The organism is Pseudomonas sp. FP2309, assembly GCF_030687575.1.
GTDB lineage: Bacteria > Pseudomonadota > Gammaproteobacteria > Pseudomonadales > Pseudomonadaceae > Aquipseudomonas.
Genome location: NZ_CP117439.1, coordinates 2,428,528 through 2,441,695 on the forward strand (window position 1 = coordinate 2,428,528; position 13,168 = coordinate 2,441,695).

The following is a 13,168-nucleotide window of genomic DNA, read 5'->3' on the forward strand; positions in this document are numbered from 1 at the left end:
GGCTGCGAGATGCAGGGCGCTGGCGTTGAGAAGAAGGTTACTGGTTACTGGGATATTCATTAAGAGGCTGAAATCTGAATAACTGTCTCTATCAGGTTGACAATAAAAGGCATGCCATAATGCCTGCCGCCTTTCTTCCTCCTGATGGACGTTTCATATGAAAACCGTGGCCATGGCGCTGTTTCCGGACTTCCTCCTGCTCGACATGGCCGGACCGCTCGAAGTGTTTTCCATCGCCAACCGCTATCTGCCGGCGGCGGCGCATTACCAGATCCTCACCATCGGCACCGAGCCCGGCCCGCTGCGTGCCTCCAACGGCGTGCTGGTGCACACCGACCTGTTGCTGGAGCACGCCGATGGCGTCTATGACGTGCTGCTGGTACCCGGTGGTCCGGGTGCCTATAACGAATGCCATCCCGCACTGCTGCCCTGGCTCAGGGAGGCGGCGCCACGTGCGCGGCGCTTCGGTTCGATCTGTACCGGCGCTTTTGTATTGGGGCATGCCGGGCTGCTTGATGATCGGCGCGTCACGACTCACTGGCACTACACCGACCGGTTGATCAAGGCGTTTCCCAAAGCGATCGTCGAGACCGACCGCATCTACCTGCAGGACGGACGGCTCATCACCTCTGGCGGCGTCACGGCCGGTATCGATCTGGCGTTGTCCATCGTCGCCCAGGACCATGGCAAACAGGTGGCGGTGGACGTGGCCAAAGTGCTGTTGGTGGTGATGAAGCGCCAGGGCGGCCAGGCCCAGTTCAGCCCGATGACGGCCGCCGTTTCGCCCCAGGAAACCGCCATCACCCGTGTACAGAACCGCGTGCTGGAACACTTGGCGCAGCCGTTCACCATCGAGTCCATGGCGCAGTTGGCGGGCATGAGTGCGCGCCACTTTTCGCGGCTCTTCGCCAAAGAAGTGCAGATGACGCCCATGGCCTTCCTGCAAGGCGCGCGCATCGACCGCGCCCGTCAGTTGCTGGAAACCACCGACCTGCCGCTCAAGACCGTGGCCTTTCACGCAGGCTTTGGCAGCGTTCGGCATATGCGCTTTCTGTTCAGTGAAAAACTCGGCCTCAACCCGACCCAATACCGACAACAGTTCAGTTAACGACAGGATGTCCGTCTCGCGCACCTGATTGTCCGTATCGCTCCCCGTGCCAGCATTGCCGTGTCATTGGTAGCTGGCAAGATGACGTCGAGCCCATGGAAAAGGATGCGCAGACGCCCAAGGCCGGGTGTTCCAGCGCGATTGCAACTATGAACAACCCTCTGGCGACTGACGCCGATGGCACGCTGCGCTTCGGTGCCTATGCCTTTCACCGCCAGCAGCGGCTGGTGAGCAAGGCGGGCTGGCCGGTGCCCTTGGGCGGGCGTGCACTGGATATTCTTGCCGCGCTGCTGGAGGTGCCGGGGCAGTTTGTCAGCAAGGCCAGCCTGATCGATCGGGTCTGGCCCGACAGCGTGGTGGAGGAAACCAACCTGCGGGTGCACATCGCCGCACTGCGCCGTGCCCTCGACGGCCAGCACCTGATCCTCAACGACCCCCAGCGTGGCTACTGCTTCGCCGCCCCCGTGCTCGGCAGTGTTCATGTGACGACGCCTCGCCACAACCTCGCAGCACGGCTCAGCCCGGTGATCGGCCGTGACGAGCTGTTGCGCGTGCTGGCGCGGCGCTTGTCAAGGCAGCCGCTGATGACCCTCACAGGTTGTGCCGGGGTGGGCAAGAGCACCTTGGCCCTGGCCCTGGCGGCGAAGGTGCTGCCGCGCTACCGCGACGGGGTGTGGTGGGTCGACCTGGCCACCGTGGACGCGCCGACGCAGATGCTGCGCCACCTGGCCACGGTGCTGCAGTTGCAACCTTGCGCCACGGCTGTCGAGCTGTGCCGCCAATTGGTCAACCGCCAATTGTTGCTGGTACTCGACGGCGCCGACCTGCTGTTGGGCGCCTGTCGGCATCTGCTGCGGGTAGTGCGTGAGCAGGCACCCCACGTCAGCGTGCTGGTGAGCAGCCGTGAAGCGCTGCTGGTCCCCGGCGAATGGTGTGTGCGCGTGCCCCGCCTGGCGATGCCTGGGCCCTCATCACTGACCAGCGTTGAACAGGCGATGGCTTACCCGGCGGTGCAACTGTTTGTGGCGCGGGCGTGCGCCGCACAGCAGGGCTTTGTGTTGCGGCCCCAGGACCTGGCGCCGTTGCGGGATATTTGTCGGCGCCTCGACGGCCTGCCCCTGGCGTTGGAGCTCGCCGCCGCGCAGGTCGATGCCCTGGGCGTGCACGGTTTGCAGGCGCAATTGCGCAACGGCCTGCAGGTGTTGACCCGTGGTCGCCGTACGGCGGTGGCGCGTCACCAATCCCTGAGCGCCGCGCTGGATTGGACGTATGAGCGCCTCAGCCTGCCCGAGCGTTGGCTGTTCTTACAATTGGGGTTGTTCCGGATGGCGGTGACGTTGCCCACCTTGAGTGAGCTGGTGGCCGGCACGGAGCTGGAACACGCCGACCTGTCTTATTTGCTGGCCCGACTGGTGAACCTGTCACTGCTGACCCTGGAACCTGGTCCCGGTCCCGAACGGTACCGTTTGCTGCACTGCCTGCGCAGCTATGCCTTGGCGCAACTGCGCGACCCCGGCCAGGTGGCGCGTTTGCAGCAGGATTACGGGCACTACCTGGGGCCGCTCTCAGGCCGGCCGTTTGTGCTGCAACTCGTCGAGCAGGCTGCGCACGCGGAGTAGGTCGCGGGTGGCAAACCCTTCGGTAAAGCGCCCATGGATCGAACTCAACAGGTCGCGTGCCGCGTCCACGCGGCCTTGCTGCCGCCAGCGCTGCGCCAATGACAGTGCGCAACGCAATTCCCAGGCCAGCGCGCCTTGCTGCCGCGCCTGGCCCAAGGCTTCGAGCAACAGCGTCTCGGCCGCGTGGCTGTCGCCCATGGCGTCGGCGTGGACCCGCAGGATCTCCGGCGTGCACCAGCCGGCGCCACCGTTCATGGCGCGCTCTAAGGCGGCGTCGTCCACCGTGCCGGCATTGAATGTCACCAGGGTGTCTTTCACCAGGCCCAGGCCCTGCACATCGGCTATCGGCGCCGTGCCCTCGTAGCATCGCGCCCATGTATGAAACAGCGGCACCGAGTGTTTTTGTGCCTGCTGCAACAACAGGTCCAACCGATCGCGAGCCGTGGCGGTGTCGCCGTTGTAGTGGGCGATCACCACGCCGGCCAGGGCCAGGGTGTAGCAGATGGACGTGCCGTGGTTGATCTGCAACGCCAGCGTCAACGCCTGGCTGGCGGTGCGCCACGCGCGCTCGGGGAAGCCGCGCAGCCAGAGAATGCGCGCCAGGATGGTCAGTGCCGCCACGCCCTGGTCGTATTGCACGCCAAACCCATGGGTGAAGCGGTTGAGGTGGCCGCTGTGGGCCATGCGCTGGATCACCTGTTCGGCATTGTGCAGCGCCAGCGCCTGGTTGCCGGCGAAGTGCTGCGCCAGCACCCGCAGGCGTTGGGCGCTGAGGTCCAGTTGCGGCTCGGCCTGGGGGCCCAGTCTGTCGAAATGCAGGCTTTGCGCCAACGCCTCGCGGTAGTTGCCGCCACACAGGTTGACCGCCATCTGCCCCGACACGGCGCGCAATTGCCCGGCCAGGTCTTTGCCGGCTTCGGCCAGGCGTCGCGCCCGGGCAAACGCCTCCAGGGTCTCGGGCGTGCCCCCCTGGGTGTGATAGGAAAAACTGCCCAGCGCCAGTTGCAGGGCCATGTTCAGTGGCTGGCTCGGCGCACTCGATTGCCCCAGCCGGGCCAGGGCCTTGCCCACGTATAAACCGTGTTCGCGCAACAGCGACAGTTCCTGCCACAGCGGCATGGCGCTGACCGTGAGTTGGATGCCCAGCAGGTGCACGCCCTGGTCGCCCAGCCCCCAATCGAGGGCGGCGCGAATGTCATCACGCAGCGGTGCGTAGCGGTCGATCCAGGTCTGGGTCGCGGTGTTTTGCCAATCCTGCTGCGCTTGCTTCATTAACGTCAGGCAGCGCGTGGCATGGCGTTCGCGGGTGGCGTCAAGCTCCTCGGCGACGCTGAGCTTTTCCAGGGCGTAGGTGCGGGTGACGTCCAGCAGGCGATAGACCATCTCGTCATCCCCGGCCTCCACGTTGAGCAGGGATTTGGCCACCAATTGGCTGATCGAACCCGGTACCTGGGCCGCTGCGATGTGCTCCCCGGCAATCACCGCCGCCGCGCTGGCCAGGCTGAAACCGCCGCGATAGACCGCGAGGCGGCGCAGGCAAATCTGCTCACACTCGGTGAGCAGCTCAAAGCTCCAATCCAGCGTGGCGCGCAGGGTCTGGTGACGCGGCAGGGCATTGCGGCGGCCACGGGTGAGCAGGCGGAAATTGTCTTCCATTTGCACCAGCAGCCCCGGCAGACCGAAACGCTCGATCTGCGCGGCCACCAGCTCGATTGCCAGGGGAATGCCGTCCAGGCGCTGGCAGATATCAATCGCCAGGGGCAGTTCGGCGTCGCTCAGTTCAAACCTGTCCTGATGGGACATGGCCCGCTCCACCAGCAGTTGCAGGGCCGGGTAGCCCAGGGCCTGGGCACGGTTGCCGGTGGCGGGCGGGCAGGCCAGGGGGTCCAGGCGCTGCACGTATTCGCCCTCGGCGCGCAGGGCCTCGCGGCTGGTGGTCAGAATGTGCAATCTGGGGGCGTGGTGCAGCAGGCTTTCGCTGATCAGCGCGATAGCGTCCAGCAGGTGCTCGCAATTGTCGATTACCAGCAGCAGGTGGTGCTCCTGCAAGCGGCGCGCAAATGCGGCCGGCGCTTCGTCCTCGGCGCAGGTCAGGTCGAGCAGGGCGGCCAGGTTGGGCAGGATCATCGACGGCGCGCTGAGAGGCGCCAGGTCGAGCAAGCGGATACCGTCGCGGTAGTGCCCGATCAACAGCTCCGCCACGCGCAGTGCAACGGTGGTTTTGCCGATGCCACCGGCGCCGGTCAGGGTGATGAAACGCTGCTCCGGCAGTTGCTGCACCAGGCTGTCGATCAGGGCCTGGCGGCCGATCATGCGGGTGTGGCGCAGCGGCAGGTTATGGCAGGGACGTTGCGGTGTTCCTTCGCTGGGCAGGCTCATCGGTTCAATGCTCAGTGGCGCAACAAAACTGTAGCCACGCTGCGCCACCGTGACGATATAGCGCTGCCCGGCCTGGCCGTCGCCCAACGCCTTGCGCAACGCCGCCATGTGCACGCGCAGATTGCCGTCTTCGACGACGCTTTTGGGCCACACCCGCGCGATCAGCTCCTGCTTGCTCACCACGTTGCCGGCTTGCTCGAGCAGGATCAGCAGGATGTCCACTGCACGCCTGCCCAGACGCAACGGGCGGCCCGCTTCCAGCACCAGGCGCTGGCGCGGATGGATGCGGTAAGGGCCAAAATGCACCGCCTTATCGCTCAGCTCGCTCATCGGGGGTCATGCTCTGGGAAAGGGGAGCCGCCAGCATAGGCCAGGCGCATGCAGACCACTAGGCAGCGATCTCCTGGAGCTTGTGACGCAGTTGGTGATTTCGCCAGGTCATCGGGTTGACGCCCTCGCTGCGGGTGAACATATGGCAAAAGTGCGCCTGGTCGCAGAACCCGCATTCCAGGCTGATTTGCGTCAGGCTCAAGGAAGATTGGGTGATCAGTTCCTTGGCGCGCTGGATACGCTGTTGGCGAATCCATTCCTGGGGTGACAGCCCGGTGCTGCACTTGAACGCGCGGGAAAAATGGCTTCGCGACAGCGCACAGGCCTGGGCCAGGTCGGCAATCGCCAGGCTTTCGCCCAGGTTGGCGAGGATCAGTTGCTTGGCAATGCGTTCGCGCCTGGGGCACAGGCCGCCGGTGGCGGGTAAACGGGGGGCGCAGTACTCAAGTCGGGCCATGACAGATATCCGCAGTCGATGGGAGCGTTCCCGGTGAATGGATGCAGTGTAGATGGCGGTTATCTTGTTGCCGGACCGTCTGGCTGACGAGTTAATCGTTGTTAATTTTGTCAGCTGTACGGGCTCAAATCTGTCAAAAAAGACAGCACAGGCGTGCAATCCAAAGCGCTGTTTGCGTGCTTCCCTGAACGCTGCTCAACCGTATGGATTTCGCCATGAACCGCAACGACCTGCGCCGCGTCGACATGAACCTGCTGGTGATTTTCGAGGCGTTGATGTTCGAGAAAAACCTGACCCGGGTCGCCGAAAAGCTCTTTATGGGGCAACCGGCGGTGAGTGCGGCGTTAGGCCGCTTGCGAGACTTGTTCGACGACCCGTTACTGCTGCGCAACGGCCGGGGCATGGAGCCCACGCCCCGTGCGCTGGCGATACTCAAGGAACTGCAGCCGGCCATGGATACCATCTCCGGAGCGGTCAGTCGCGCCAAGGATTTCGATCCTTCCACCAGCTGCGCGGTGTTCCGTATCGGCCTGTCGGACGATGCCGAGTTCGGCCTGTTCCCGCCGTTGCTCAGCCGGCTGCGTGAGGAGGCGCCGGGAATCGTCGTGGTGGTACGCCGCGCCAATTACCTGTTGATGTCCGCTTTGCTGGCCAGCGGCGAGATTTCGGTGGGCGTGAGTTACACCACCGAATTGCCGGCGAACGCCAAGCGCAAGAAGCTGCGGGATATCCCGTGCAAGGTGCTGCGCGGTGATGAGGGCGCCGAGCCGCTGACCCTGGACGACTATTGCGCGCGGCCCCATGCAATGGTGTCGTTCTCCGGTGACTTGAGCGGCAATATCGACCTCGACCTGGCACGCATCGGCCGCGCCCGCCGGGTGGTGCTGGCGGTGCCGCAATTTAGCGGGTTGCGCGCGCTGTTGGCGGGCACGCAGATCATTGCAACGGTGCCCGATTACGCGGCGTGTGCGTTGACCGAGGGCACCTCGCTGCGCGCGCAGGACCCACCGTTTGCGATTGATGCGGCGGAGTTGTCGATGGTGTGGAGCGGGGTGCACGACAATGATCCGGCGGAGCGCTGGCTGCGCGCACGCATCGCGGAGCATATGGCGCGGGAGGTTTAGGGGGGCGACACCGTCCACATCAAGCGGCCCGCATTGGTCACCTGTTCTTCGCCGAAATTGGATATTCCTGCGACACGGGCGGGTGGCTAGTCTGGCCCCCCATTCCCACCGTTCCGGAGTATTACCATGCAACCGCGTACCGACTTCTACACCGCCTCCCCAGACGCCATGAAAGCCATGCTTGCGCTGGAAGCCGCCGTCGGCAAGCTGTCCATCGAACTGCCTCTGCTGGAACTGATCCGTCTGCGCGTGTCGCAGATCAACGGCTGTGCGTTCTGCCTCGACATGCACACCGCCGACGCGCGCAAAGGCGGCGAGACCGAGCGTCGCCTGTACACCCTGTCAGCCTGGCGTGAAACGCCGTTCTTCACCCCGCGTGAGCGCGCCGCACTGGCCTGGGCCGAGAGCCTGACCCTGATCAGCCGCACCCACGCCCCGGACGAAGACTTCAATGCGCTGGCCGCCGAGTTCAGCGCCCAGGGGCAGATCGACCTGAGCGTGGCCATCGCCACCATCAACAGCTGGAACCGTCTGGCGGTGGGGTTTCGCAAGATGCCCACGTAAACCGTTAACGGGCTTTGAAATAGCCGCGCGGCGTGGTGCCGATGCTGCTGGTGGTGCTGGCGTTCGGCATGGCGATCCCCAACGTGCTCGGCGCCGCGCTGATGGCCTACCGTGACCGTTTAGGCACGGCGGCGGCGGTGTTCGGTTTGCTTTATTACCTGGCCATCGGTGCCGGCCTGACCCTGGTGGCCTGGGTGCAGGACCTGGGCTGGAGCCTGTTGGTGTGTGGGCTGGCGGCGCTGTGCCTGGCGAGGCCGCGGGTGTTCAGAAGTTGACCGAGGCACTCAGGCGCGCCGTCAACGGTGCGCCCTGGAACAGGTAGTCATCGCCCATGTATTCGCCCACGTCGCGCCAGTAGCGTTTGTCGAAGAGGTTGTCGACGCTCAGGCGAAACACCGTCTCATAGCCGTCGACGCGGGTGGTGTAACGACTGCCGACGTTGACCACCGCATAGTCCCCCACTGCGACGTTGCCGCTGCGGTTGGCGTACTTCCTGGCGCTGTATTGCACGCCACCCAGCACGGCCAGCCCGTTGACCCAGGGTAACGCGTAGTCGGCGTACACACTGGCGCGCAGCTTGGGTACGTTGATCGCCTGGTGGTCTTCGTAGGCCGGTGTGCCGCTGCCGCTGACCCGCGCGCGGATCGCCGCGACGCTGGTGGCGATCTGCAAGCGCTCGGTGGCCCAGCCATTGGCCGACAGTTCCAGGCCGGTGTTCTTCTGTTCGCCCTGTTGCACATAGGTGAAGTTGCCGACGCCGTCCGGCTTGGTGTACTGGTAGGCTTGGCGCGTCTGGAACACGGCGGCGGCGAAGCTGATGCGACGCCAGTCGTATTTGACCCCGGCTTCGATCTGCCGGGAGGTGGTCGGGGCCAGGGTTTGATCCTTGTTGGTCGCAAACCACGGCGCGGTGCCGCCCAGGGACAGGCCCTTGTTGTAACGGGTGTAGAGCGAGATGTTCTCGATCGGCTTGTAGATCAACGCGGCCTCGGGCAGGAACACGTATTGCTGGGTATGGCGCGTCTGATCGCCAGTGCTGCCATCAAAGGCGTGTTCATCCAGGCGCACTTCGCGGCCGCCAAGGATGGTCTGCCATTGCTCGTTGAAGCGCATGCGGTCGGTGACGAACACGCCGTACTGACGGCTGTCCAGGGTGCGATGGCTGTCGTTGAGCGGCACATCGGTGGGGGCGTATGTTGGTGCATCGGCGTCTATGTTGCCGCTGCCGAGCCACTCGTTGACTGCAGTGCGCTTGTCGATCACCCGGCGAAACGCGCTGGTGCCGAAGGTCAGTTCATGGCCCAGGCCTGCGGTGTCGAACAGGCCGGTCATGGCCGCCTGCACTTCGTCGTTGCGGCGGGTGTCGTCGGGGCTGCGGAAATCGTAAATATCGTAATTGCCCTGGGGGGTGAAGGTATTGCCGACGCCGCCGGTATCACCGCCCCACGCAAACGAACTGTAGTCATCAATCACCACCTTGCTGCGCGCGGCGCTGACGCTGCCTTGCCACTGGTCGCTGAAGCGGTATTCGAACCGGCCGTTGAGGTTCAGCGCATCAATGCCCACCTGTTTGGAGCCGCTCTGATGGCCCAGCAGTTTTTTCGGCGAGGCATGGTGGGGGACCTCGGTACCGCCAAGCAATTGGTAACCCGGCACCGAGCGTTGCTGCTTGTTCTGGTACTCGGCGTCAAGTTGCAGCACGGCGTCGGGGCTGATGTTCCAGTCAAAGGCCAGGGACACAAAGTCGCGCCTGCCGTTGGCGTGTTCCACATAGGCGTTGAGGTCTTCGTGGGCCACGTTGGCACGCAGGCCAAATTGCTGCTCGCTGCCGAACCAGCCGCCGACGTCGGTGGCGAGGTAACCGCTGCCGCGATCATCGGTGGAGACCGTCACCGCGCGCACATCCTCCGGGCGCTTGGTCACGTAATTGATCACACCGCCGGGCTCGGAGATTCCGCTCTGCAGGCCCGCCAGGCCCTTGAGCACCTCGACCTGCTGCTTGTTTTCCAAGGCGACATTCTGCTCGCCGGTGATGGTGCGCCCGTTGATCTTGTAGCTGCTGGCGGCATTCAGGGAAAAACCGCGCACCACAAAGTTTTCGTAGTAGCCGATTGGCGCATAGCTGTCGCCCACCGAGGCGTCGTTGCGCAGCACTTCACTGAGCAGGCGCGCTTGCTGGTCTTTGATCAGTGCGGCGTTGATCACGGTGATCGAGGCCGGGGTGTCCAGCAGCGGCGCCTCGTCGAAACCGCCGACCGAGGCCGTGTCCGCGCGATAACCGGACGCGTCCTGGCCCTGGACCGTCACCGCCGGCAGTTCGATGTCTGCCGCGAGGCTGTTGCCGATACCGCCGCTGAGCAGCAGGCCGAGGGCGAAACGTGACGTAACGACGGGACGAAAACGCAAAACCATGGGGGCAGGGCCTTAAAGCGCAGGGCGGGGGGCGCATAAGCTAGGCAGATTGGCGCGGTTTTACAAGTTTTCGAGAAGGGTTCGCGTTGAGACGTACCGTCTCAGCCTTGACGTGATTCCCGTTGCGCCTGGACGCGCCCTGCGTACCTCTGCGATAGACACGCTTTGCTCAACGTTGCAGGAGATAGCCATGAGTATCGCGGGAAAAGTTGCGCTGGTAACCGGCGCTGGGCAGGGCATCGGCCGGGCGATCGCCCTGCGCCTGGCACAGGACGGTGCCGATATCGCCCTGGTGGACATCAATGGCGCCAAGCTCCAGGCCGTGGCCGCCGAAGTGGTCGCGCTGGGTCGCAAGGCGTCGGTGTTTATCGCCGACGTGTCCAGGCGTGAACAGGTGGTGGCGGCCGTGGAGCATGCGCACCAAACCTTGGGCGGCTTTGACATCATCGTCAATAACGCCGGGGTGGCGCAGATCGACGCGCTGCTGGAGGTGAGCCCGGAGCAGGTCGAACGCACCCTGGGGATCAACGTGCAGGGCGTGTTGTGGGGCATCCAGGCCGCCGGCAAGAAATTCAAGGCGCTGGGACAAAAGGGCAAGATCATCAACGCCTGCTCCATCGCCGGCCATGAAGGGTTTGCGCTGCTAGGGGTGTATTCGGCCACCAAGTTTGCCGTGCGCGCCTTGACCCAGGCGGCGGCCAAGGAGCTGGCAAGCGCCGGGATCACGGTAAATGCCTATTGCCCTGGCGTGGTGGGCACCGATATGTGGGTTGAAATCGACAAGCGCATGGCCGAAATCACCGGTGCTGAAGTGGGGGCAACGTACAAGAAGTACGTGGATGGCATCGCGTTGGGCCGCGCCGAAACGCCGGAGGACGTGGCGGGGTTGGTGGCGTTCCTGGCGGGACCCGATGCGGACTATATGACCGGGCAGTCGCCGTTGATCGATGGTGGCCTGGTCTACCGCTGAAACGTGTGGGAGGAGCCCCCTCCCACACGATTGACCTGACGGTATCAGCTGGTTTTGCCGGGCATATCGATGCCCAACTGGTTAACCCGCCGGTACAGGGTCGCCCTGGAAATCCCCAGCGCCTGCGCCGTCGGCAACGGCTTCCAGCGATGCCGAATCAACGCATCCAGCACCAGCTGGCGCTCGGGGCTGACGCTCTGTTCGGCCAGCACCGGCACCTGCTCACCGCGAATCTCAACCGGCAGATCCGCCACCTGCAGCGTGCCGCATTCGCACACCGCGCAGGCGTACGCCAGCACGTGGCGCAGTTGCCGCACGTTGCCCGGCCAGGCATAACCGAGCAGCAATTCCAGGGCCGCGTGGCCGATACCCAACGACACCCCGCTGGTGCGCGCCTCCTGCGCCAACAGGCGGTTGATCAGCGCCAGCTTGTCGGTGCGCTCGCGCAACGGCGGCAGGCAGAAGCGCGCGCAGCCGAGGCGAAAGTACAGGTCTTCACGAAAACGCCCATCGCTGACCAGCACTGCCAGGTCGCGGTGGCTGGCGCAGATCACCTGAATATCCACCGTGCGGGTCTTGGCCCCGCCCAGGGGCGCCACTTCGCCTTCGGCCATCACCCGTAGCAGGCGGGTTTGCAGGGCCAGCGGCATGTCGCCGATTTCATCGAGGAACAGCGTGCCGCCATCGGCCTGCACCAGCAGCCCCGGCATGCCTTTGCTGGACGCTCCGGTAAAGGCCCCGGCGACATAGCCGAACAGCTCGCTTTCGATCAGGTTCTCGGGGATGGCCGCGCAGTTCACCGCGACAAACGGGCCTGTGCGACGGGCACTGCGCTCATGCAGTTGGCGGGCGAACACTTCCTTGCCCGCGCCGGTTTCGCCTTGCACCAGCACCGGCAGGTGGCGGTCCTTGACCCGCACGGCCAGGCGCAGGTGCTCCTCCACGCGCGGGTCGACCTGGGTGTCCGGCACCGCCCGGCGCGGCGTGCGCTGCGGGGTGTTGACCCGCACATGCAGGGCGTCCGCCGCGCCGCGCCATTGCAGGTGGCGCGCCGATTGGTCGGTAACCGCGCGCAACGCATCCAGGTCAAACACCTCGCCGATATGCGCCGGCACCTGGCCAAAGCGCAGGCGCAGGGCCTGGCGTGCCTTGCTGTTCAAGGCCTGCAGGCGTCCATCCTGATCCCACGCCAGCAGCAGGTCGGGCTGGCTGTCCACGTAGCCTGGCGTGCTATGGGCCTGGAGCACCCAGTGCTGGCGGGCGCTGTGCATGAAGAACGCGTTCTCGATGGCCTCGGCGCTCTGCGCCACCATTTGCCGTACCAGGTGCTGGCTGCGCCGGTCATCCGGGGACTTGAGCGCCGAGGCGTCCATCACGCCGAGCAGGTTGCCCTGAGGGTCGAAGATCGGTGCGGCGGAGCAGGTCAGGCCGATAAAGGCTGCGCGAAAGTGGTCGCGCTTGTGCACCGTCACCGCGGCCTTGCTGGTGAGCACGGTGGCCACGCCGCAGGTGCCTTCTTCGGCTTCCGACCAGCAGGTGCCCAGGTACAGGCCGGCCTTGCGGCAGTCGGTACGAATGGCCGTGTCCACGCGGTGGTCGATGGTCTGGCCCTGGGCGTCGGTGAGCATCACGCAGTAATCGGCATGGCGTACGCGGTGGTGCAGTTGCCCGACGGCTTCACCGGCGATACGCATGAACAGCTCGGCGCGTTCGCGGCATTCCTTGAGCAAAGGTTCGGTGAGGATGCGCGGCCCTTGCAGCGAGCCAGGGTCCAGGTGGTGTTGTTCCATGGAGCGGCGCCAGGAATCGAAAATCAACGCCGGCACTGGCGCCTGGGGCAGGCGCTCGGCATTGCGTACCACGCGACTGACGCAGTCGACGTGCTCTCTGGAGTTCGCGGCGAGCATAAGGCCTCCGGTTCTCGATCTTTGTTGTTATGCCCGCCATTAAGCGCCCACCGGCGCACAGGGACAAGCGCGCCCTGACAGAGGGCCGCTGCTGAGACGCAGCGTCTCATGCGAGCCGAGACGCGACCTGCATGCTGCGCTGCGCGGTCTCATTCTGCGGTGTCGTGGCGCGCCGGCACAACCGCGTGGCACTGCTCTGGATCAAGGCTTTGCCAGGTTTTTGCAGGCATTGGCACAGGCTGTGCTGAAGGGCCTGTAGCTGGCCGCAGCCAGCCTTTTGTGTGTCGAGACAACCTGG

The 13,168-nt window shown here is 64.9% G+C and carries 9 protein-coding genes and 1 pseudogene; 6 read left to right on the plus strand and 4 right to left on the minus strand.

Annotation, left to right across the window (positions count from 1 at the left end):
• The first annotated feature begins 157 nt into the window (after positions 1-157).
• Together PSH59_RS11090 and PSH59_RS11095 are read left to right on the plus strand one after the other, a co-directional pair.
• Positions 158-1,108: a GlxA family transcriptional regulator gene (locus PSH59_RS11090; RefSeq protein WP_248082719.1), complete on the plus strand. Its 951-nt coding sequence runs from the start codon at positions 158-160 to the stop codon at positions 1,106-1,108.
• Between the two features lie 95 nt (positions 1,109-1,203).
• A complete protein-coding gene (locus tag PSH59_RS11095; RefSeq protein WP_305395046.1) occupies positions 1,204-2,727 on the plus strand; it encodes a winged helix-turn-helix domain-containing protein in 1,524 nt (507 codons plus the stop codon).
• On the opposite strand, the gene PSH59_RS11100 is transcribed toward PSH59_RS11095, so the two are convergent.
• Both PSH59_RS11100 and PSH59_RS11105 read right to left on the minus strand, forming a co-directional pair.
• Positions 2,674-5,436 (minus strand): winged helix-turn-helix domain-containing protein, encoded by a 2,763-nt coding sequence (locus tag PSH59_RS11100; protein WP_305395047.1) that lies wholly within the window; start codon positions 5,434-5,436, stop codon positions 2,674-2,676. The genes PSH59_RS11095 and PSH59_RS11100 overlap by 54 nt on opposite strands.
• Before the next feature lie 58 nt (positions 5,437-5,494).
• Entirely contained in the window at positions 5,495-5,893 is a 399-nt protein-coding gene (locus PSH59_RS11105; RefSeq protein WP_248082713.1) for a helix-turn-helix domain-containing protein, read from the minus strand.
• A 215-nt stretch (positions 5,894-6,108) separates the two neighbouring features.
• Between PSH59_RS11105 and PSH59_RS11110 the strand changes: the two genes are divergently transcribed.
• The 3 genes and pseudogenes from PSH59_RS11110 to PSH59_RS11120 form a co-directional block, all read left to right on the plus strand.
• Positions 6,109-7,017 carry a LysR family transcriptional regulator gene (locus PSH59_RS11110; protein ID WP_305395048.1) on the plus strand — a complete coding sequence of 303 codons (909 nt, stop codon included), beginning with the start codon at positions 6,109-6,111 and terminating at the stop codon, positions 7,015-7,017.
• 126 nt (positions 7,018-7,143) lie between these two features.
• Positions 7,144-7,581, plus strand: a complete 438-nt coding sequence (locus PSH59_RS11115) for a carboxymuconolactone decarboxylase family protein (protein WP_305395049.1) — start codon at positions 7,144-7,146, stop codon at positions 7,579-7,581.
• A gap of 32 nt (positions 7,582-7,613) precedes the next feature.
• Positions 7,614-7,856, plus strand: a pseudogene (locus tag PSH59_RS11120) (MFS transporter); the annotation flags it as partial.
• Here the strand turns inward: PSH59_RS11120 and PSH59_RS11125 are convergent.
• Entirely contained in the window at positions 7,846-9,993 is a 2,148-nt protein-coding gene (locus tag PSH59_RS11125; protein ID WP_305395050.1) for a TonB-dependent siderophore receptor, read from the minus strand. The pseudogene PSH59_RS11120 and the gene PSH59_RS11125 overlap by 11 nt on opposite strands.
• Before the next feature lie 190 nt (positions 9,994-10,183).
• Between PSH59_RS11125 and PSH59_RS11130 the strand changes: the two genes are divergently transcribed.
• Positions 10,184-10,963 carry an acetoin reductase gene (locus PSH59_RS11130; RefSeq protein WP_248082700.1) on the plus strand — a complete coding sequence of 260 codons (780 nt, stop codon included), beginning with the start codon at positions 10,184-10,186 and terminating at the stop codon, positions 10,961-10,963.
• 44 nt (positions 10,964-11,007) lie between these two features.
• On the opposite strand, the gene PSH59_RS11135 is transcribed toward PSH59_RS11130, so the two are convergent.
• Positions 11,008-12,870: a sigma-54-dependent Fis family transcriptional regulator gene (locus PSH59_RS11135; protein ID WP_305395051.1), complete on the minus strand. Its 1,863-nt coding sequence runs from the start codon at positions 12,868-12,870 to the stop codon at positions 11,008-11,010.
• Positions 12,871-13,168: the final 298 nt, after the last annotated feature.

Coding starts and splice junctions, on each gene's coding strand:
- PSH59_RS11090 (WP_248082719.1), top strand. CDS start 158: ATGAAAACCGTGGCCATGGCGCTGTTTCCGGACTTCCTCCTGCTCGAC.
- PSH59_RS11095 (WP_305395046.1), top strand. CDS start 1,204: ATGGAAAAGGATGCGCAGACGCCCAAGGCCGGGTGTTCCAGCGCGATT.
- PSH59_RS11100 (WP_305395047.1), bottom strand. CDS start 5,436: ATGAGCGAGCTGAGCGATAAGGCGGTGCATTTTGGCCCTTACCGCATC.
- PSH59_RS11105 (WP_248082713.1), bottom strand. CDS start 5,893: ATGGCCCGACTTGAGTACTGCGCCCCCCGTTTACCCGCCACCGGCGGC.
- PSH59_RS11110 (WP_305395048.1), top strand. CDS start 6,109: ATGAACCGCAACGACCTGCGCCGCGTCGACATGAACCTGCTGGTGATT.
- PSH59_RS11115 (WP_305395049.1), top strand. CDS start 7,144: ATGCAACCGCGTACCGACTTCTACACCGCCTCCCCAGACGCCATGAAA.
- PSH59_RS11125 (WP_305395050.1), bottom strand. CDS start 9,993: ATGGTTTTGCGTTTTCGTCCCGTCGTTACGTCACGTTTCGCCCTCGGC.
- PSH59_RS11130 (WP_248082700.1), top strand. CDS start 10,184: ATGAGTATCGCGGGAAAAGTTGCGCTGGTAACCGGCGCTGGGCAGGGC.
- PSH59_RS11135 (WP_305395051.1), bottom strand. CDS start 12,870: ATGCTCGCCGCGAACTCCAGAGAGCACGTCGACTGCGTCAGTCGCGTG.